Source organism: Burkholderia territorii (genome assembly GCF_001718335.1).
Classification (GTDB): Bacteria; Pseudomonadota; Gammaproteobacteria; order Burkholderiales; family Burkholderiaceae; genus Burkholderia; species Burkholderia territorii.
Map to the genome: position 1 here is coordinate 306,645 of NZ_CP013365.1, position 19,014 is coordinate 325,658.

Sequence of the window (19,014 nt, forward strand, 5' to 3'; positions counted from 1 at the left end):
GTTTCCGACCGCACACTTCGACAGGAGCTTCACCATGGAAAGCAAGACCCTCGCGGCGCCCGTCGCCGACCCTTCGGGCCCCGCGCGCAACGGCCTGTTCGGATGGTATGCGCACGCGCAGACTCGCGAACGCCGCGCGTTCTGGAGCTGCAAGGTCGGCTACATGCTCGACGGAATGGACACGCAGATGCTGTCGTTCGTGATCCCGACGCTCGTCGCGACCTGGGGCATCTCGCTCGCGGACGCCGGTTTCATCGGCACGATGACGCTGCTCGCGTCGGCGCTCGGCGGCTGGATCGCCGGGATCCTGTCCGACCGGATCGGCCGCGTGCGCACGCTGCAGCTGACGGTGCTCTGGTTCGCGGTATTCACCGCGCTGTGCGGGCTCGCGCAGAACTACCATCAGCTGCTCGCGGCGCGCGCGCTGATGGGCTTCGGCTTCGGCGGCGAATGGACGGCAGGCGCGGTGCTGATCGGCGAGGTGATCCGCGCGCGCGATCGCGGCAAGGCGGTCGGCCTCGTGCAGTCGGGCTGGGCGATCGGCTGGGGGCTGTCGGCGTTGCTGTATGCGCTGCTGTTCTCGGTGCTGCCGGCCGAGCAGGCCTGGCGCGCGCTGTTCCTCGTCGGTCTCGCGCCCGCGCTGCTGGTGGTCGCGATCCGCCGCTACGTGAAGGAACCCGACGTCTACGAGAAGGAGAAGGCCACGCAGGCGAAGGTCGCGGACGCGCCGCGCCTCACCGAGATCTTCGCGCCGAAGCTGCTGTCGACGACGCTGCGCGCGGCACTGCTGACGACCGGCGCGCAGGGCGGCTACTACGCGATCACGACATGGCTGCCGACGTTCCTGAAGACCGAGCGGCACCTGACCGTGATGGGCACCGGCGGCTATCTCGCGATGATCATCTTCGGCTCGTGGGTCGGCTACCTGACGAGCGCATACCTGACCGATCGCCTCGGCCGCAAGCCGAACTTCATCCTGTTCGCGCTCGGCTCGATGGTGATCGCGTTCTCGTACACGTCGCTGAACCTCACCAATGCGTCGATGCTGTGGCTCGGCTTCCCGCTCGGCTTCTTCGCGTCGGGCATCTTCTCCGGAATGGGCGCGTTCCTCACCGAACTGTTCCCGACCCGCGTGCGCGGCTCCGGGCAAGGCTTCTGCTACAACGTCGGCCGCGCGATCGGTGCGCTGTTTCCGTTCCTGATCGGCGCGCTGTCGAAGCAGTACGGGCTCGGCATGAGCATCGGCATCTTCGCGGTCGCCGCGTACGGCGTGGTGATCGTCGCCGCGCTGACGCTGCCCGAAACGCGCGGCCGCGAACTCGACGCCGCCTGAGCGGGCTCGCGCCCGCCGCCCTTTCACCACTCCCGTTTCATCGAAGCCCTCACGCGGCGCGCGACGCGCGCCGTGCGGCGGCGCTCGTCCCTCGCTTCAACGACGCATCGAGTTCATCGCCATGACTGACCGACACACTTTCCCCGTTTCCTCCGACACCGCGCGCTGGCAATTCTGGATCGACCGCGGCGGCACCTTCACCGACATCGTCGCGCGCCGGCCCGACGGCTCGCTCGTCACGCACAAGCTGCTGTCGGAGAATCCCGAGCAGTATCGCGATGCGGCCGTGGCCGGCATCCGCCACTTGCTCGGTCTCGCCGACGGCGAGCCGATCACGCCCGAGCGCGTCGACATGGTGAAGATGGGCACGACGGTCGCGACCAACGCGCTGCTCGAACGCAAGGGCGAACGCACCGCGCTCGCGACGACACGCGGCTTTCGCGACGTGCTGCGCATCGCGTACCAGAACCGCCCGCGCCTGTTCGATCTCGACATCGTGCTGCCCGATGCGCTGTACGAGACGGTCGTCGAAATCGACGAGCGGATCGGCGCGCACGGCGACGTCGTCGTGCCGCTCGACCTGCAAGGTGCGCAGGCAGCGTTGCGCCGCGTGTTCGACTCGGGCGTGCGGGCGCTGGCCATCGTGCTGATCCACGGCTATCGCTACACGGCGCACGAACGCGCGCTGGCGGACCTCGCGCGCCGAATCGGCTTCACGCAGGTGTCGGTGTCGCACGAGGTGTCGCCGCTAATGAAGATGGTGTCGCGCGGCGATACGACCGTGGTGGACGCGTATCTTTCACCGATCCTGCGCCGCTACGTCGAGCAGGTCGCGCACGACATGCCCGGCGTGAACCTGCAGTTCATGCAGAGCAGCGGCGGCCTGACGCGCGCCGATGCATTCCAGGGCAAGGACGCGATCCTGTCCGGGCCGGCCGGCGGCATCGTCGGCATGGTGCGCGCCGCGCGCGCGGCCGGCTTCGACCGCGTGATCGGTTTCGACATGGGCGGCACGTCCACCGACGTGTCGCACTACAACGGCGAATTCGAGCGCGTGTTCGAGACGCAGGTGGCCGGCGTGCGGATGCGCGCGCCGATGATGAGCATTCACACGGTGGCGGCCGGCGGCGGCTCGGTGCTCGGTTTCGACGGCGCGCGGCTGCGCGTCGGGCCCGAATCGGCCGGCGCGAATCCGGGGCCGGCCGCCTATCGGCGCGGCGGCCCGCTGACGGTGACCGATTGCAACGTGATGCTCGGCAAGATCCAGCCCGATCATTTCCCGCGCGTGTTCGGCCCGCGCGCGGACGAACCGCTCGACCGCGACGGCGTGGCCGCGAAGTTCGCCGCGCTCGCCGACGAAATCCACGCGGCAACCGGGCGGCGCGACACGCCGGAGGCGCTGGCCGAAGGCTTCCTGGAAATCGCGATCGGCAGCATGGCGAACGCGATCAAGAAGATTTCGGTGCAGCGCGGCCACGACGTGTCGCGCTACGTGCTGACGACGTTCGGCGGCGCGGGCGGCCAGCACGCATGCGGCGTGGCCGACGCGCTGGGGATGACGCAGGTGTTCGCGCATCCGCTCGCCGGCGTGCTGTCCGCGTACGGGATGGGTCTTGCCGACCAGACCGCGATGCGCGAGCGCGCGATCGAGGCCGTGCTGTCCGATGAATCGTTGCCGGCGCTGAATGCCGCGCTCGACCGGTTGGCCGACGACGCGGTCGGCGCGCTGCTCGAACAGGGCGTGCCGCCGGAACGCATCGCAACCGAGCGGCGCGTGCACCTGCGCTACCAGGGCACCGATTCCGCGCTCGACGTGCCGGCCGGCAGCGTCGCCGCGATGCAGCACGCGTTCGAAGCCGCATACCGGCAGCGTTACGCATTCCTGATGCCCGGCACGCCGCTTGTCGTCGAACTGGCATCGGTCGAGGCAATCGGCCGCTCCGATGCGCCGGTCGAGATCGCGCCGCTCGCGCCGCGCGACGCGGGCGCCGCACCGCGTGCGCACAGCGCCGTGCGCTTCTATTCCGGCGGCCAATGGCATGACGCGGCGCTGTACGTGCGCGACACGCTGCTCGCCGGCGACGCGATCGACGGCCCCGCGATCGTCGCGGAGAAGAACGGCACGACCGTTGTCGAGCCCGGCTGGCGCGCGCGGATGACCGCACAGGGCAACCTCGTGCTGACGCGCACGACGCCGCTGCCGACACGCCGCTCGCTCGGCACCGACGCCGACCCGGTGCGGCTCGAGATCTTCAACAACCTGTTCATGTCCATCGCCGAGCAGATGGGGCTGCGGCTGCAGAACACCGCGTATTCGGTGAACATCAAGGAGCGGCTCGACTTCTCGTGCGCGATCTTCGACGGCGACGGCAACCTGATCGCGAACGCGCCGCACATGCCCGTGCACCTCGGCTCGATGGGCGAGAGCATCCGCACGGTGATCGAGCGCAACCGCGGCCGCATGCGCGACGGCGACGTGTTCATGCTGAACGACCCGTATCACGGCGGCACGCACCTGCCGGACGTGACCGTCATCACGCCGGTGTTCGCGGACGGTTCGGACACCCCGCTGTTCTACGTCGGCTCGCGCGGCCACCACGCGGACATCGGCGGCACGACACCGGGCTCGATGCCGCCCGATTCGACGCACATCGACGAGGAGGGCGTGTTGATCGACAACTGGCAGCTGGTGTCGGCGGGCGTGCTGCGCGATGCCGACACGCGCGCGCTGCTCGCATCGGGCCGCTATCCGGCGCGCAACGTCGAGCAGAACATGGCCGATCTGCGTGCGCAGATCGCGGCGAACCAGAAGGGCGTCGACGAGCTTCGGCGGATGGTCGGGCAGTTCGGCCGCGACGTCGTGCTCGCGTTCATGCAACACGTGCAGGACAACGCGGAAGAGGCGGTGCGGCGCGTGATCGGCGCGCTGCAGGACGGTGCATACCGCTATCCGCTCGACAACGGCGCGCAGATTCACGTCGCGATTCGCGTCGACCGCGCGGCGCGCCGTGCGGAGATCGACTTCACCGGCACGTCCGCGCAGCTCGACAACAACTTCAACGCGCCGAAGGCCGTCTGCATGGCCGCCGTGTTGTATGTGTTCCGTACGCTGGTCGGCGACGACATCCCGCTGAACGCCGGCTGCCTGAAGCCGCTGACGGTGATCGTGCCCGCGCGTTCGATGCTGAACCCCGAGTATCCGGCGGCGGTCGTATCGGGCAACGTCGAGACGTCGTCGGCGATCACCAACGCGCTGTACGGCGCGCTGGGCTGTGTGGCATCGAGCCAGGGAACGATGAATAACTTCACGTTCGGCAACGATCGCTACCAGTACTACGAGACCATCGCGGGCGGCAGCGGCGCGGGCGACGGCTTCGCCGGCGTCGGCGCGGTGCAGACGCACATGACGAACTCGCGGCTGACCGACCCGGAAGTGCTCGAATGGCGCTATCCGGTGCGGCTCGACTCGCATCGGCTGCGCGCGGGCTCCGGCGGCGGCGGACGCTGGCGCGGCGGCGACGGCGCGGTGCGGCGGATCCGCTTCCTCGAGCCGATGACCGCGTCGATCCTGTCGAACAACCGGATCCATGCGCCGTTCGGCGCGGCGGGCGGCGAGGCCGGCGCGCTCGGCCGCAACACGATCGAGCGGGCGGACGGCACGGTCGAGACGCTCGGGCACGTCGGCCGCGCGCAGATGGCGCCGGGCGACGTGTTCGTCGTCGAAACGCCGGGCGGCGGCGGTTACGGCGCGGCGAGCTGAGCCGCACGACGCCACGCGATGCAACGCGCGGAACCGATGCGGCGGCGGGTGCGCCGGACGTTTTTCGCGCGTTGCGGCGGGTGCGGCGGGACAATTGCACCGGTTCCATCACGTGCCGCCGCCAGCCCGCGCGGCGCGGCGATATATTCGCTTGTGCTGAGCGGGCCGGCATTCCACTAGATATGGGAATAAAGACGAATATTCCCGCATGAACGGAAATGGAAATTCTCCATTTCACGTGCCGCCGAATACGATCCGACCCTCCAATGAACCGGCGCGGGCGCATTGTCGCGATGCGATTGCAATCCCGCGAAACGCCCGCCTGGCAATGCACAGCGGCAATTTCGCCGATCCGGTTGCGGGTGGCCGCGCGCGCCCGCGCGCGGACTGCCGATCACGAAAAATCCGCCGTGCCAATCGAACGCCGATTCCTTGACACCCCGTTCAAAATGTGAGTGCCAATCTTCTTCGTCATTTGATAAGATGGCTTGCATCATTCGCTTGGAAACCTGCGCGCGACATGCGCGAACGCCGGTTCGCATTGGTTGGAAACAAGTACGGAACGAGGGCCGTTGGCAGGGTCATCGCGTCCGCCCCGCCGGGTACGCGCACAGCGCGTCCGGGCATCGGTGGCGGCCGGCTCGCCTCCGTCTACACTGTGCGTTTTTTTTGGATCGGGGCGTGTCCATGGATGACGAAAACGATAGCGCCGTGCTCGAAGCGCACCTCGGTACGCGTAGCCCATGCTGGCGTCTCGGCAGCGACAGCAATGCACTCGAACTGGCCGCCGTTCGCGGCCTGACCAATGTCGCGGTGGCACTGACCGGCGAGCAGGCCGCGCGCATCCGCGCACTCACTGGCGTCACGTCGCACCTCGTGCTCGACCTCGCGCTGTTCGGCGATTCCGTGAGCCTCCATCTGGTCGGCCGGAAGGTCGATACCGCCAATTGGGCCGGCACGGCCTCCGCCTATTCCGATACCGCATCCGTCGCGAGCGACCTCGCGCACGGGCTCGCGTTCGCCGAGCAGGTCGTGTCCGAAGTGAATTCGCTCGTCGTGATCCTCGACCGCAACGGCATGGTGCAGCGCTTCAACCGTCTGTGCGAGGAAGTGACGGGCAAGCGCGAGGTCGACGTGATCGGCCGCAGCGCGTTCGAGCTGTTCATGAGCCCCGAGCAGGGCGCGCAGTCGCGCAGCAACATCACCGGCTTTTTCCAGAACAACCGCTCGTTCGCGGTCGAGCGCTACATCAACACGGTCAACGGCCCGCGCCTGTTCCAGTTCCGCAACAAGTTCGTGCAGAGCGGCAGCGGCGTCGACGAGCAGTTCCTGATCTGCTCGGGCATCGACGTCACCGAGGAGCGCAACGCGCAGCAGCGGCTCACCGAGCTCGCGAACACCGACGTGTTGACCGGCCTGCCGAACCGTCACGCCATCAGCGAGCGCATCCGTATCGCGCTGGCGGCGGACCGCACCGACGCGCGCGGCCAGGTCGGCATCCTGTTCCTCGATCTCGACAACTTCAAGCGCGTCAACGACCACTACGGGCACATCACCGGCGACCGCCTGCTGCAGGACGTGTCCGCGGTCATCGGCGGCTGCCTGCCGTCCGGCGCGACGCTCGCGCGGCTCGGCGGCGACGAATTCCTGGTGCTGTTCGAGCACGGCACGCGGCCGCTGCTCGAGGCGACCGCGCAGATCATCCTCGAGCGGCTGCGCACGCCGATCCACCTCGGGCTGGTGGAGGTCTACACGAGCTGCTCGATCGGCATCGCGATGTATCCGCAACATGGCGACTCGCTCGAAACGCTGATCCGCAGCGCCGACACCGCGATGTACGTCGCGAAGGAAGAGGGCAAGCACACGTACCGCGTGTTCTCGCTGGAGATGAACCAGAAGGTCGCGAAGTACATGTGGCTCGACACGAACCTGCGCAAGGCGCTCGAGGAAGAGCAGTTCGTGCTGCACTATCAGCCGGTGGTCGATATCGCGACCGGCGACGTGCATGGCGTCGAGGCGCTGATCCGCTGGCAGTCGCCGGATCGCGGGATCGTCGCGCCGATCGAGTTCATTCGTTTCGCGGAGGAGTCGGGCTTGATCGCGCCGCTCGGCCGCTGGGTGATGCGTACCGCCGCCGCGCAGGCCGCCGCATGGAAGGCGAAGGGGCTCGGCGTGCGGATCGCGGTGAACGTGTCGGCGCGGCAGTTGCAGGACATGAACATCGTCGACCAGTTCGCGGCGATCCTCGACGGCGCGGGGCTGAAGCCGAGCCTCGTCGACATCGAGCTTACCGAAAGCAGCTTCATCGAGGACGAGGAAGCGGCGCACGAGCTGATGAAGCGATTCCGCCAGCTCGGCGCCGAGGTTCACCTCGACGATTTCGGCACCGGCTATTCGTCGCTGTCGCAACTGTCGCGGCTGCCGCTCGATTCGATCAAGCTCGACCGCACCTTCATCACGGGCATCGACCGCAACCCGCGCTCGCAGGCGCTGGTGCGCTCGGTCGTGTCGCTCGCGAAGGCGCTGAATTTCTCGGTGGTCGCCGAAGGTGTCGAGACGCACGCGGAAGCGGAATTCCTGAAGCAGATCAACGTCGATCACGCACAGGGTTTCTACTTTGCGCGGCCGATGCCGGCCCAGGCGTTCGAGGCCTGGCTCGCGGAAACGAGAAAGCTCAGGCTGATCGCCTGAGTCCGGCCGCATGACGGGGCGCCGCCGGTTTCGCGGCGGCGCCCCGCTCACGTCACACCGTGCGCAGCTTCGACACGCGCCGGTTCTGCAGCATCACGAGGCGTTCCATGTACGCGAGATCCTTCGGCTCGATCGTGAACGCCGCATGCACCCACTGCTCGGTGATATCCATCAGTTCGGAACGCGTGAGATTGAACACGCGCTCGCGTGCGCGCAGCATCGCGCGGATGCCGTTCAGCTTCGGCTTCATCACGTCGATGAAGGTGCGCGTCGCGAGATAGGCGTCGCCCGCGTCGAACGTCTGGTCGACCAACCCGCGATCCTCGTACCACTCGGCCGCATGCGCCTCGCCGGACGAGATCAGCGATTCGGCGAGCCCCCGGTCCGCCTTGCGCGCGACCAGCGAATAGCCGCCCATACCCGGAAACAGGTTGAACGCGATCTCGGGAAAGCCGAGCTTCACGCCCTTCTGCGCGAGCATGTAGTGGTGCGCGAGGGCGGCCTCGAAGCCGCCGCCCAGCGCGCTGCCTTCGACCATCGCGATCGAGATCGCGCCGGTGCCGAAGCCCGTGTAGATCTCGTACACGCCATCGATGCACGAGCGCGCGTAGGCCATCAGCTGGTCGCGGCGGCCGCTGCGGATCGCGTCGACGAAGAAGCTCAGGTCGCCGCCGACGTTGAACAGCTCGGGGACGAGCGAGCCCGTCACCCAGAAGTCGAACGGCAGGCCCGAGTCGCGTGCGACGCGCGCGAGATGGATGATGTCGGTGACGAGTTGCTGATTGAAGCATGGTCGCGGTTCCGATCGCAGCATCATCCACATGACGTTGCGGCCTTCTTCGTAGAACGCGGTCAGTTGCGTGAGCTCGCCTGCTTCGTAAAACGGACGGCACGCCGGATGGGATTGGAGTTGCATGGTATGTCCTCGTGAGATGTGGTTTTCAAGAACCGCCGCGGCCGGCGTCGTGGAAACCTTCCCCCGGACGGCGCCGGCCGCGAGGCATCGCCATTGTTGCCCGCGCATATCAGCCGAAATGCGCGGAACAACGCATGAACGGGACACGAGTGGGCAGCGCGTTCGGCACGGGCGGTGCGAGCCTTGCGAATAAAGCGGGCGAAGCGGTCGATGTGATCGCGTGGCGCGAGGATGGCGACGACGAGCACCGGCCGGCGCGCGCGGGCGGCGAGGTCGGTGTGACGATGCGGTGATGGTTCGTTCGTTCGTTCGTTCGTTCGTTCGTGCGTGCGTGCGGCCCGCGGGCCGCTACGGGCATGCGGCTAAGGCGCGACTTGCCAATCGTTTGCGTGTCGAAAGCGGCGTCGCGCCGTCGGTCGCGTCTGATGGAATGTGCGGACCGGTGCGGCGGCCGCACCGCGCCTTGACGCTCGCGCGCACGTCACCCACACTGGATTTGAACGATGGGGCGCGGCGTGCGCGAATGCGTGTCCGTTGTGTCCCGACATGAACACGAACGCGCGGAGAGCTTCGACGTGGTGCGTCTTCCGTTCCGATCGATGCGCAGGCTGCCGGGCTGCGCCGCCGTGCCGGCGATTGCCGCCGTCGCGGCCGCGCTGTCGTTCGCGCGTCCCGTGTTCGCGGACGCGGGCGACGAAGCGCCCGTCACGCTCGTCAGCGATGTCCACGTATTCGTGATCCAGCACGACGGTTCGCTCGACGAGCACGACGATTCGACACTGCGAGCGAACAACGCGAACGGCATCGACGCGGTCGCGCAGCGCTACGTGTGGTTCGACAAGAACCTGGAAAAGGTCGACCTGCTCGCGGCGGAGACGATCGATCGCGACGGCGTCGCGCATCCGGTCGGCCCCGACGGTATCCGCGACGTCCAGGAGCCGCGCTCGGCCGGCGCGCCGACGTTCCAGGACGGGTTGCTGCGCACCGTCGTGTTTCCGGGCGTGGAGGCCGGCTCGAGCACGCGTGTTGCATTCCGCAAGTCGCGCACGCGGCCCGTCAACGCCGGATATTTCGGCTACTACGTCGAGCCGTCGCGCGAGCCGGTGGAGAATCAGCGGCTGATCTTCGACGTGCCGGCCGACATGACGCTGCACGCGGACGCACGCGGCTACGTCGCACTGCCGCCGGTGACCGCGAACGGCCGCACGCGCTACGAATTCGACTACCGGCACGGCCCGTACGAGCGCATCGAGAGCGGCGCGGTCGGCTATCCGACGTACGGCGACCGGCTCGTGGTATCCACGCTGCCCGACTATGCGGCGTTCGCCGCGCGCTACCGCGACGCGGCCGTCGACCCGGGCGCGAACGATCCGGCCGTCGTGCAGCTCGCGCGCGCGCTCACTGCCGGTGCCGCCGATCCGCGCGACAAGGCGCGCATCCTGTACGACTGGGTGCAGGCGAACGTGCGCTATGTCGCGCTCTTTCTCGGCGAGACGGCCGCCGCGCCGCATCGCGTGACCGACATCCTGCGCAACCGCTACGGCGACTGCAAGGATCACGTCGCATTGTTCGGCGCGTTGCTCGCGGCGGTCGGCATCCGCAGCGAACCGGTGCTGATCAATCTCGGCTCGGTGTACACGCTGCCGTCGGTGCCCGGTTACGGCGGCGGCGCGATCAATCACGCGATCACGTGGCTGCCCGATCTTGGCCTGTACGCCGACACCACGACGGCCGGCATCGCGTTCGGCTACCTGCCGCCGATCGTGATGGATCGGCCGGCGCTGCTCGTCGACACCGGCGTGCTGTCGCGCACGCCCGCCACGCAGCCGAAGCATCGCACCGCGCGCGTGGCGATCGACGCCGCGCAACCGGGCGCCGCGCAGCTTCACGCGCTCGTCGAGGACGACGGCTGGACCGCCGAGCTCGAACGCACGCTGTTTCGCCGTGCGACACCCGAGCGCATCCGGCAGCTCGCGAACGAACGCCTGCGGCAAAGCGGGCTGCGCGGTCGCGCACGGATCGCGACGAGCGATCGACGTGCAACGGCCGGCCCGTTCGACGTGACGTATGACGGCACGCTCGATCACTTCGTATGGCCGGACGGCACGACCGCCGTGCCCATGCTGTCGAGCCTCACGGGCGGCATCGCGACGCAGGTCGAGGGCTGGCTGGCCGAACCCGTGCGCACGCAGCCGTGGACGTGCATCGGCGGTACGTTCGAGGAGACCGGACAGATCGCGCTGCCGGCCGACGCAGCGGTGACGGACCTGCCGGCCGACGCGGCCGTGCACGACCGCTTCGTCGACTTCACGTCGCATTACGTATTCGATGCGGCCACGCGGGTCGTGCAGGTCACACGGCGGATGAACGCCGAATTCGGCCGTCAGGTCTGCACGCCCGACGCGTTCGCGGCGCTGCGTGCGTCGCTCGAACGCATCGAACGCGACACGCAGGCGCAGATCGTCGTGCGGGCGAAAGGGCGATGAACGGGCAGGGGAAAGTGAGCGCGTCGCCGGCCATCGGCCGACGCGCAAGGACGGACATCATGACGGAACGAGACAACGAGATCGCCGAACTCTCGAAAGATTTGCTGGGCCGGATCGTGCAGGGCACCGTCGCAAACGGTGCGCCCGTGGACGCAGAGCGGTGCGCGGCGCTGGCCGTGCAGTGCGCGACGGCGCTGGTCGACAAGCTCGACGCGCGCGGCGGCTGACCGCAATTCATTACGGGCGGCGGCGCGTCGATCGATGCCGGTGCGATTCGGCAGGCATTCGCATGGCCGCGCGCCGCGCGCCGCGCGCCGCGCGCGAGCGCTACACGTCACGCGTCGGCGTGCGTGTCGCTTTCGGCACGCACGGCCCCCGGCGGCCTGCCGACCACGCGCTTGAACGCGCGGCTGAACGCCGCGAGCGACCCGTAGCCGAGCCGGTACGCGACGGCTTCGATCGTCTCGCCTTCGCGTGATATCCACTGCGCGGCGAGCCGCATTCGCAGTTCGGTCAGGTAACGCACCGGCGTCATCCCGGTGGCCGCGAGAAAGCGCTCCGCGAACACCGAGCGCGACACGCCTGCTTCGGCGGCGAGATCCGCGACGCTCCAGTTGCGCCCCGGATCGCGATGCAGCGCGACGATCGCGCGGCCGAGCTTCGGCTCGCGCAGCGCCTGAACCCAGCCCGTCGCGTCGCCGCACCCGCATTCGACCCAGCCGCGCACGATGAACGCGGCGACCACGTCCGCGAGCCGCGCGAGGATGCCCGCGAAGCCCGCGCGCTCGGAGCACGACTCGCGCTCCATTGCGTCGAGCATCGGTCGAATCTCCGGGTAGCGCGCGAGCAGCGTGCCGACGTGCATGAATTCCGGCATCGTCCCGACGAGCGGCTGCATGCCGCCGAGATCGAGCTCCATGCACGCGCTGAAGATCAGCGCATCGCCGGCGGCCGGCTCCGTCGCGGCGCACGACGTCGCGCCCACCGCCGCGACCGTGTCGCAGATCTTCGCGGCCTCGAACCCGGCAATTTCGCGGCACGGCGCATCCGGGTCGGACACCAGCGCGTGCGTGCGGCCGTGCGGCAGCAGGATCGCGTCGCCGGCCTCGAGCCGCATCGTCGTGCCGTCGGCATCGCGCAGCAGCACGGGCCCGCGCCCGACGAAATGGAACTGCGCGCGGCCCGGCGCATGGCCGAAACTCAGCCCGAACGGCCGCGGCACCTGGATGCGGCGGTACTGCACGCCGCTCAGGCGCATCCCCAGCAGCAGCTCGCTGACGAGGTCGTGCACGTCGGGGACGGGAGGAAGGAGAGGTTCGGACATCGCAAGATTCGGACGATCGATCAACAAGAACGGATTGTATGTCATAGACCGTCCTGCTGCGGTTCCTTACGATACGCCCTCATCAGTATTTTCCCTATACGACTCGGAACGACGCATGAATCCCGGAATCTCCTCTGCCGCCACCCCGGCGGCCCCCCGCGAGCCGGCCTGGGGCGCCGTTTTCGCGATGACGCTCGGCGTGTTCGGTCTCGTCACCGCCGAATTCCTGCCCGCGAGCCTGCTCACGCCGATGGCCGACAGCCTCGGCGTGACCGAAGGCGTGGCCGGCCAGGCCGTCACGGCCACGGCGACGGTCGCGCTGGTCACGAGCCTGCTGATCTCGGCGCTGACGCGCACGATCGACCGCCGGCGCGTGCTGCTGGCGTTCTCCGTGCTGCTGGTCGCCTCCAATCTCGCGGTCGCGTTCGCGCCCAACCTGACGACGTTGCTGATCGGCCGCGTCGTGCTCGGCGTCGCACTCGGCGGCTTCTGGACGATGGCGACCGCCACCGCGATGCGGCTCGTGCCGACCGCGATGGTGCCGCGCGCACTGTCGATCATCTTCAGCGGCGTGGCGGTCGCGACGATCGCGTCCGCGCCGATGGGCAGTTATTTCGGGCACCTGATCGGCTGGCGCAACGTGTTCCTGATCGCGGCCGGGCTCGGCGGTCTCGCATTCGTGTCGCAGGTGTTGACGCTGCCGTCGATGCCGCCGAGCGGCACGACGCGGCTGCGCACGCTCGTCGACGTGCTGCGCCGGCCGACCGTCGGCCTCGGCATGTTCGCGACGATCCTCGTATTTACCGGGCATTTCGCGTTCTTCACGTATCTGCGGCCTTTTCTCGAACAGGTTGCCGGTGTCGGCGTGAACGGGCTGTCGGCGATTCTGCTCGGCTACGGGATCGCGAACTTCGTCGGCACGTCGCTCGCGGGCCGCGTGCTCGAGCGCCGGCTGCGGCCGATGCTGATCGGGATGCCGGCACTGATGGTCGTGCTCGGCGTCGCGCTCGTCGCCCTCGGCCGCGCACCGATGATCGACGCGGTGCTCGTCGCGTTGTGGGGAATGGCGTTCGGCGGCGTGCCGGTCGCATGGTCGACGTGGGTCACGCGCACCGTGCCCGATGAAGCCGAGAGCGCGGGCGGGCTGATCGTCGCGGCGATCCAGCTTGCGATCGCGACGGGCGCGGCGGCGGGCGGCGTCGTGTTCGACGCGAACGGCGCGGGCGGCGTGTTCCTGGGCGCGGCCGCGGTGCTGGCTGTGGCGGTCGCGACGATCGTGACCGGCGTGCCGAAGCGGGTGGGCGTGGCGCCGGCGCTCGCCGAGTGACACGCACGCGGGCCGCTCGACGTGCGCGGTGAGCGCGCGCCGGTGCGGCCCGTCGGTCGGGCAGCCGGTGTATCCGGATGAAGTGACCGGCGCGGGCACGCTGCGCGTTGCAGCGCGCCCGCTGCTTGTTTCATGTGAAGCTCATCGGCCGATCAGCCTCCCTGCCTGACCAGCGCCGCAAGTGCCTTCATCGCCTGCAGATAAGGGTACGGGCCGTGGCTGATGCGTGCGACGCCGTATGACGCGAGTTCGGCCAGCGTCGGTGTTTCCGCCACGCGCATGATGTTCACCGGCAGCGGCGACGCCGCCGTCAGCGCGCGAATCAGCGACGGCGACTGCAGCCCCGGCACGAAGAGCCCGTCGGCGCCGGCTTGCGCATACGCACGGGCGCGCGTCAGCACGTCGTCGAGCAAACGTTCGTCGTGCGTGTCGGCCGCGGCGTTGAAGAACACGTCGGTGCGCGCGTTGATGAAGTAGCCGGTCAGGGCGCGGTCGGCCGCCTGCCGCGCCGCCGCCAGCCGCGCTGCCGCGGCGTCGACCGCGCGCAGTTCGCCCGTCGCCGGAAAACTGTCTTCGAGGTTGCAGCCGATCGCGCCGGCCTCGATGCTGCGCGCGATCGTGTCGGCGACATCCTCCAGCCGCTCGCCATAGCCGCTTTCGAGATCGACGGTGACGGGCAGGTCGGTCGCGTGCGCGATGCGCGCGAGCACTTCCATCACGAGCGCTTTCGGAATCTGCTCGCCGTCGACGAAGCCGTTGGCGACCGCGACCGACCAGCTGCCGGTCGCCAGCGCGACGCCCCCCGCGTCGGCCACCGTGCGCGCACTGCCGGCGTCCCACACGTTGAACAGCGCGAGCGGCTGGCCCGCGCGGTGAAGCGAACGGAAATACGCGGCTTTCTCGTCGTTATTGCGGCTCATGCTCGTTCCTCCGGTTGAAATTTCGATCGGTGATCGTGTCGAACGATACGGTGACGGTGTCGAGCGCCGCGAGGAAATCGCGTGCGTCGAACAGTTCGCCCAGGCTGCGTACGCCGCCCGACGTCGGCGTTGCGCCGCGCAGCAGGCGGCACGTCGCCTCGACGACGAGCGGTGCGCTGACCGCATAGATGTCGCGCCCCGACGCGCTCGCGCGATGCGTGGTGCCGTTCTGCACGACGACCACGTCCATCACGAATTGCTGCGCCGAGCGGCCGAGCGCGTCGACAGGTTGCGGCGGCGGCGTGCCGGCATCGCGCACGTCGCGCAGCGCACGCGTCGCGAGCCAGGACTCGATCGTATCGATGCGCAGATGACGCGCGAGTGTCATCACTTCCGAAAACGGCAGCAGCGTCACGTCGATATCGCCGAGCGGCGCCGGGAACGACCACCTGCGTTCGCGCGGCGTCGACGGCACCTCGGTCGGCTTGCCGTCCTTCCGGATCAGCCGGATCGCATGGTTGCGCGCGCCGGTCACGCGCGTGCCGCGCGTCGGATGCCAACTGTCGAGGCCGGTCGCGACATCGACGCGCTCGATCGGCTCGCGTGGGTCGACGACCGCGGTGACGAGCAGGTCGGCGAGGCCGCCGTAGAACGCGGCGGCCGGCACGAGCGTCACGCCGGCGGCGCGGGCCCGGGTGTCGCGCTGGTCGGTCAGCGCCTGGACCGACGGCTGCTCGGCCGTCAGGTCGAGATACGGGATGCGGGCCCGCAACGCCGCATCGGCGAGCGGCAGCGCGGTATCGAGATACGGGCCGGCGCAGTTGATCACCGCATGCGCGCCGCGCAATGCGGCGTCGAGCGCGGCCGGATCGTCGACCGACGCGACGCGCCACGGCGCCGCGTCGTGGCCGCCTTGCGCGAGCCGGGCGGCGTCGCGCCCGATGCGGATCGCGCCGACGCCGCGCCGTTCCAGCTCGGCCACGACGAACCGCGCCGTGTGGCCGGTCGCGCCATACACAGCAACCGTCATTCGATCGTCCATGGTCAACTCCGATACAGATCGGTCTGTTTTATAGTACAGACCTGTAGCGTCGTCAACTTCCGGGTGCTATCATCGAACGCACTTTCGCGGGACAGGCGGCCATGGCGGCCGGGCTTGAATGAAACAGGGAACGGATACGAACGGGCGCGCACTCGATACGCGCGAACGCATTCTGCAAACGGCGAGCGCGTTGTTCTACCAGGAAGGGACGCGGGCGGTCGGCGTGGACCTGATCGTCGCGCAGGCGGGCGTCGCGAAGACCAGCCTTTATCGACACTTCGCGACGAAGGACGACCTGATCGAAGCATTCCTGCTGCGCGAGGATGCGGACTTCTGGGCGCACTGGGACGCGGTGGCCGCGCGGTACCGGCGCGCGCCGCGCGAGGAACTGGATGCGCAACTGCAATGGATCGGCGAGCGCATCGAGCGCCCCGGTTATCGCGGCTGTCCGCAGATCAACATCGCCGCCGAGTACCCGGACGCCAATCATCCGGCCCGCAAGGTCGCGGTCGCGCACAAGCAGGAATTGCGGCGCCGGCTCACGGAGCTGGCCACCGCGATGCGGATCGACGAACCGGAAACCTACGCGCTGCGGCTTGCGACCGTCATCGACGGCGCGCTCAGCAGCGGCCAGGCGCTGCACGCGCACGGGCCCGCGCGCTTTCTGCAGGAGTTCGCGCAACTGCTGATGTCGAGGAAAGCGCGCAAGTGAAACGCACGGCGCGCCGCGTCAGCCGCGCGTAGCCGGATCCTCCGACAGCGCGCGCAACTGCCCGCGCAGCACATCGATTTCGCCGGCCGCGAACGGCCGTTCGATCTCCGCATGCGTCTGCTGCCACAGCGGGAACGCTTCGGCGAGCAACCGATGGCCGGCCGGCGTGAGTTCGAGCAGGCGGCTGCGCTTGTCGGCCGGATCCTGCGTGATCGTGAGCAGCCCGCGCCGCTCGAGCGGCTTGAGCGCGGCGGTGAGCGTGGTGCGGTCCATCGCGAGCAACGACGCGACCGATTTCATCGGGGCCGGCTGCGGCCGGTTCAGCGACATCAACAGCGAGAACTGGCCGTTGGTGAGATCGAGCGGACGCAGCACATCGTCGAAGATACGCGCGAGATTGCGCGCCGCGCGCTGCATGTGCAGGCACAGGCAGCAATCGCGCACCATCAGCGTCGTTTCGAAAGGGAGCGTTTCTTTGCGTGCCATGTTGCAATTGTGTTGATATCAACCTATTGTGTCAAGGGCGAGGAGCGGCAGCCCGCCGTTCCCGCCATCGGACGGAGGAAGCATGAGTGCGCAACAGCAGTTGTATCTCGCGGTATTCCTCGGCAGCAAGGACAGCCCGAGCATGAAGGCATGGATGGCGCTCCCGGAGGACGAGCGGCGTGCGCGCGAGCGCGACGGGATCGCCGCGTGGCACGCGTGGGTGGAGCGGCATCGCGATGCGGTCGTCGAGCTCGGCGGGCCGCTCGGCAAGACCAAGAGGATCGACAAGGGCGGCGTGACGGACACCGCCAATGCGATGAGCGGCTTCACCGTCGTGCGTGCCGCTTCGCACGATGCGGCCGCCGCGCTGTTCGAAGGCCATCCGCATTTCACGCTGTTCCCGGGCGACGCGATCGACGTGATGCCGGTGCTGGCGGTGCCGGGCATGTGAGCGGCGACTGGCGCTGCGTGCGCGGTCGTCGCGGCCGCTGGCCCGTCGCCCGTGCGCGGCGATTTTTCCCGACATGATCGATGGAGACATTGCGATGAAGCTTTACGGATTCGCCGGCACGCGCTCGCAACGCGCGCTCTGGGGGCTCAAGGAACTGGACGCGGATTTCGAGTTCGTGTCGGTCAACCTGCTCGAGGGCGAGCACAAGCGGCCGGAATTCCTGCGCCTCAATCCGGCCGGCAAGGTGCCCGTGCTCGTGGACGGCGACCTCGTGATTCCCGAGTCGGCCGCGATCGTGCTGTATCTCGCGGACAAGTACCCTGAGAAGGCGCTGCTGCCCGCCGATCCGGCGCTGCGCGCGCAGGCCTATCGGTGGGTGATGTTCGCGGTGACGGAGCTCGAGCAGCCGCTGTGGCGGATTACGCGCCATTCGTTCATCTATCCGCCGGAAAAGCGCTCGCCGGCCGATATCGAGCTGGCCCGCGAGGATTTCGCGACGATGGCGGCGATCCTCGACAAGCATCTCGAAGGACGCGAATTCATCGTCGGCGATTCGTTGACGGTGGCCGATTGCGTGACGGTGTACCTGATCGACTGGGCAAGCGAATGCCATCTGATCGAACCGTTCCCGCAATTGCGCGCGTATCTCGAGCGGCTTTATGCGCGACCGAAGGCGCCGCAGCGGATCGCGGACGCGCGCAAGGCGGCATGAACCGGTGGTCGGTCGTGCCGATCGGCGCGATCGACTTTGAACGCGCGATCTTTCGGCCTGGCGAGCGTGCGGTTATCGCGTGTCGGCGGGGCCGCCGAGCGCGCGACACAGCATCGACAAGTCGCGAACGGTCAGATGCGGGGATGGCGTACGCTGCGCGGTGTGCTCCGCTTCCGCCTCCTGGTCGCGCACGACCCACGCCGCCTGCAGCCCCGCATTCAACGCGCCGACGATATCGAGGTGAAAGTCGTCGCCGACATGGAGCAGTTCCGCAGCCGGCACGCCGAGCGTCGCGGCGGCCGCATGGAAGATTTCAGGCTGCGGTTTCGCGAACCCGAACGCGCGTGCGCTGAGCGTTTCGCGGAAGAATTCGCCGCCGCCGGTCAGCCGAAGGTCCGCATTGCCGTTCGTCACCGCGATCAGCGGAAATCGCGCGCTCAGCCATGCGAGCGCCGGCAATGCATCGTCGAAGAACTCGACTTCGTTTCGCGCGGAATAGAACACGTCGTAGGCGCGCTCGGTCAGTGTGACGTCTTCGCTCGCGCGTTCGAGCGCAAGCCGGATCGAGCCGATGCGCAACGCACGGTAGTCTCCGGCGAGGTCCGGCCGCAAGCGCTCGTATTCGTCGCGCAGCCGGCTCAGTGCCTGCGACGTGGGCAGCACGCTCGCGGTGTTGGGCGCATGCGCGATCAGCCACGCATGCAGCGACGCCTCGGCCCGTTCGACGGACGGGCCGAACGGCCACAGCGTGTCGTCCAGATCGAACGAGATGGCGGAAACGTTGGACAGATGCATGGCGATGGAAGATATCACGCCGCCTCCGTGCGCGCGCCGATGAACAGCGCATCGATCCG

General features: G+C 68.6%; 17 protein-coding genes. 10 read left to right on the forward strand and 7 right to left on the reverse strand.

What is annotated here, in order from left to right:
* Positions 1 to 34 precede the first annotated feature (34 nt).
* Together WS51_RS01480 and WS51_RS01485 are read left to right on the forward strand one after the other, a co-directional pair.
* Complete coding sequence (locus WS51_RS01480; protein WP_059542934.1) at positions 35 to 1,333, forward strand: MFS transporter; 1,299 nt, start codon at positions 35 to 37, stop codon at positions 1,331 to 1,333.
* Between the two features lie 121 nt (positions 1,334 to 1,454).
* Positions 1,455 to 5,093 (forward strand): hydantoinase B/oxoprolinase family protein, encoded by a 3,639-nt coding sequence (locus WS51_RS01485; RefSeq protein WP_069228477.1) that lies wholly within the window; start codon positions 1,455 to 1,457, stop codon positions 5,091 to 5,093.
* 176 nt (positions 5,094 to 5,269) lie between these two features.
* Here WS51_RS01485 and WS51_RS31845 read toward each other — a convergent pair whose 3' ends face one another.
* Entirely contained in the window at positions 5,270 to 5,590 is a 321-nt protein-coding gene (locus WS51_RS31845) for a hypothetical protein (RefSeq protein ID WP_155773552.1), read from the reverse strand.
* A 190-nt stretch (positions 5,591 to 5,780) separates the two neighbouring features.
* On the opposite strand from WS51_RS31845, the gene pdeR reads away from it, so the two are divergent.
* A complete protein-coding gene (gene pdeR, locus WS51_RS01490) occupies positions 5,781 to 7,784 on the forward strand; it encodes a cyclic di-GMP phosphodiesterase (RefSeq protein WP_059770591.1) in 2,004 nt (667 codons plus the stop codon).
* A gap of 52 nt (positions 7,785 to 7,836) precedes the next feature.
* Here pdeR and WS51_RS01495 read toward each other — a convergent pair whose 3' ends face one another.
* Positions 7,837 to 8,700 carry a crotonase/enoyl-CoA hydratase family protein gene (locus WS51_RS01495; protein WP_059449169.1) on the reverse strand — a complete coding sequence of 288 codons (864 nt, stop codon included), beginning with the start codon at positions 8,698 to 8,700 and terminating at the stop codon, positions 7,837 to 7,839.
* A 134-nt stretch (positions 8,701 to 8,834) separates the two neighbouring features.
* Between WS51_RS01495 and WS51_RS31850 the strand changes: the two genes are divergently transcribed.
* The 3 genes from WS51_RS31850 to WS51_RS32410 all read left to right on the forward strand — a co-directional run bounded on the left by WS51_RS31850 (position 8,835) and on the right by WS51_RS32410 (position 11,413).
* Positions 8,835 to 8,993, forward strand: a complete 159-nt coding sequence (locus WS51_RS31850; RefSeq protein ID WP_155773553.1) for a hypothetical protein — start codon at positions 8,835 to 8,837, stop codon at positions 8,991 to 8,993.
* Between the two features lie 282 nt (positions 8,994 to 9,275).
* The gene (locus WS51_RS01500) at positions 9,276 to 11,186 is read left to right on the forward strand and encodes a DUF3857 domain-containing transglutaminase family protein (RefSeq protein ID WP_069229098.1); all 1,911 of its coding nucleotides are present in this window, start codon (positions 9,276 to 9,278) and stop codon (positions 11,184 to 11,186) included.
* 59 nt (positions 11,187 to 11,245) lie between these two features.
* Complete coding sequence (locus WS51_RS32410; protein WP_167357957.1) at positions 11,246 to 11,413, forward strand: hypothetical protein; 168 nt, start codon at positions 11,246 to 11,248, stop codon at positions 11,411 to 11,413.
* Positions 11,414 to 11,520: 107 nt separating this feature from the next.
* Here the strand turns inward: WS51_RS32410 and WS51_RS01510 are convergent, their stop codons facing one another.
* Positions 11,521 to 12,555, reverse strand: coding sequence for an AraC family transcriptional regulator (locus tag WS51_RS01510; protein WP_059449166.1), 1,035 nt, complete (start codon positions 12,553 to 12,555; stop codon positions 11,521 to 11,523).
* A 70-nt stretch (positions 12,556 to 12,625) separates the two neighbouring features.
* On the opposite strand from WS51_RS01510, the gene WS51_RS01515 reads away from it, so the two are divergent.
* The gene (locus WS51_RS01515) at positions 12,626 to 13,837 is read left to right on the forward strand and encodes an MFS transporter (protein WP_059503918.1); all 1,212 of its coding nucleotides are present in this window, start codon (positions 12,626 to 12,628) and stop codon (positions 13,835 to 13,837) included.
* Positions 13,838 to 13,989: 152 nt separating this feature from the next.
* Here WS51_RS01515 and WS51_RS01520 read toward each other — a convergent pair whose 3' ends face one another.
* The gene (locus WS51_RS01520) at positions 13,990 to 14,757 is read right to left on the reverse strand and encodes an isocitrate lyase/PEP mutase family protein (protein ID WP_059542926.1); all 768 of its coding nucleotides are present in this window, start codon (positions 14,755 to 14,757) and stop codon (positions 13,990 to 13,992) included.
* Complete coding sequence (locus WS51_RS01525) at positions 14,744 to 15,799, reverse strand: saccharopine dehydrogenase family protein (protein ID WP_059804384.1); 1,056 nt, start codon at positions 15,797 to 15,799, stop codon at positions 14,744 to 14,746. Before WS51_RS01525 ends, WS51_RS01520 begins: the two co-directional genes overlap by 14 nt.
* A gap of 118 nt (positions 15,800 to 15,917) precedes the next feature.
* On the opposite strand from WS51_RS01525, the gene WS51_RS01530 reads away from it, so the two are divergent.
* Positions 15,918 to 16,511, forward strand: coding sequence for a TetR/AcrR family transcriptional regulator (locus tag WS51_RS01530; RefSeq protein WP_069228478.1), 594 nt, complete (start codon positions 15,918 to 15,920; stop codon positions 16,509 to 16,511).
* Between the two features lie 18 nt (positions 16,512 to 16,529).
* On the opposite strand, the gene WS51_RS01535 is transcribed toward WS51_RS01530, so the two are convergent.
* Entirely contained in the window at positions 16,530 to 16,997 is a 468-nt protein-coding gene (locus WS51_RS01535; protein ID WP_069228479.1) for a MarR family winged helix-turn-helix transcriptional regulator, read from the reverse strand.
* An 82-nt stretch (positions 16,998 to 17,079) separates the two neighbouring features.
* Between WS51_RS01535 and WS51_RS01540 the strand changes: the two genes are divergently transcribed.
* Entirely contained in the window at positions 17,080 to 17,448 is a 369-nt protein-coding gene (locus WS51_RS01540; RefSeq protein ID WP_059542923.1) for a YciI family protein, read from the forward strand.
* A gap of 94 nt (positions 17,449 to 17,542) precedes the next feature.
* Positions 17,543 to 18,160 (forward strand): glutathione S-transferase family protein, encoded by a 618-nt coding sequence (locus tag WS51_RS01545; RefSeq protein WP_059449159.1) that lies wholly within the window; start codon positions 17,543 to 17,545, stop codon positions 18,158 to 18,160.
* Between the two features lie 72 nt (positions 18,161 to 18,232).
* On the opposite strand, the gene WS51_RS01550 is transcribed toward WS51_RS01545, so the two are convergent.
* Positions 18,233 to 18,955: an HAD family hydrolase gene (locus WS51_RS01550; RefSeq protein ID WP_059503904.1), complete on the reverse strand. Its 723-nt coding sequence runs from the start codon at positions 18,953 to 18,955 to the stop codon at positions 18,233 to 18,235.
* Positions 18,956 to 19,014 lie beyond the last annotated feature (59 nt).

What these genes read in the sequence shown, in the direction of transcription:
- WS51_RS01535 (WP_069228479.1), bottom strand. Translation starts at nt 16,997, where the DNA reads ATGGCACGCAAAGAAACGCTCCCTTTCGAAACGACGCTGATGGTGCGC.
- WS51_RS01515 (WP_059503918.1), top strand. Translation starts at nt 12,626, where the DNA reads ATGAATCCCGGAATCTCCTCTGCCGCCACCCCGGCGGCCCCCCGCGAG.
- pdeR (WP_059770591.1), top strand. Translation starts at nt 5,781, where the DNA reads ATGGATGACGAAAACGATAGCGCCGTGCTCGAAGCGCACCTCGGTACG.
- WS51_RS01550 (WP_059503904.1), bottom strand. Translation starts at nt 18,955, where the DNA reads ATGCATCTGTCCAACGTTTCCGCCATCTCGTTCGATCTGGACGACACG.
- WS51_RS01525 (WP_059804384.1), bottom strand. Translation starts at nt 15,799, where the DNA reads ATGGACGATCGAATGACGGTTGCTGTGTATGGCGCGACCGGCCACACG.
- WS51_RS01485 (WP_069228477.1), top strand. Translation starts at nt 1,455, where the DNA reads ATGACTGACCGACACACTTTCCCCGTTTCCTCCGACACCGCGCGCTGG.
- WS51_RS31845 (WP_155773552.1), bottom strand. Translation starts at nt 5,590, where the DNA reads ATGATGCAAGCCATCTTATCAAATGACGAAGAAGATTGGCACTCACAT.
- WS51_RS01495 (WP_059449169.1), bottom strand. Translation starts at nt 8,700, where the DNA reads ATGCAACTCCAATCCCATCCGGCGTGCCGTCCGTTTTACGAAGCAGGC.
- WS51_RS01545 (WP_059449159.1), top strand. Translation starts at nt 17,543, where the DNA reads ATGAAGCTTTACGGATTCGCCGGCACGCGCTCGCAACGCGCGCTCTGG.
- WS51_RS31850 (WP_155773553.1), top strand. Translation starts at nt 8,835, where the DNA reads ATGAACGGGACACGAGTGGGCAGCGCGTTCGGCACGGGCGGTGCGAGC.
- WS51_RS01510 (WP_059449166.1), bottom strand. Translation starts at nt 12,555, where the DNA reads ATGACATACAATCCGTTCTTGTTGATCGATCGTCCGAATCTTGCGATG.
- WS51_RS32410 (WP_167357957.1), top strand. Translation starts at nt 11,246, where the DNA reads ATGACGGAACGAGACAACGAGATCGCCGAACTCTCGAAAGATTTGCTG.
- WS51_RS01480 (WP_059542934.1), top strand. Translation starts at nt 35, where the DNA reads ATGGAAAGCAAGACCCTCGCGGCGCCCGTCGCCGACCCTTCGGGCCCC.
- WS51_RS01540 (WP_059542923.1), top strand. Translation starts at nt 17,080, where the DNA reads ATGAGTGCGCAACAGCAGTTGTATCTCGCGGTATTCCTCGGCAGCAAG.
- WS51_RS01520 (WP_059542926.1), bottom strand. Translation starts at nt 14,757, where the DNA reads ATGAGCCGCAATAACGACGAGAAAGCCGCGTATTTCCGTTCGCTTCAC.
- WS51_RS01530 (WP_069228478.1), top strand. Translation starts at nt 15,918, where the DNA reads ATGAAACAGGGAACGGATACGAACGGGCGCGCACTCGATACGCGCGAA.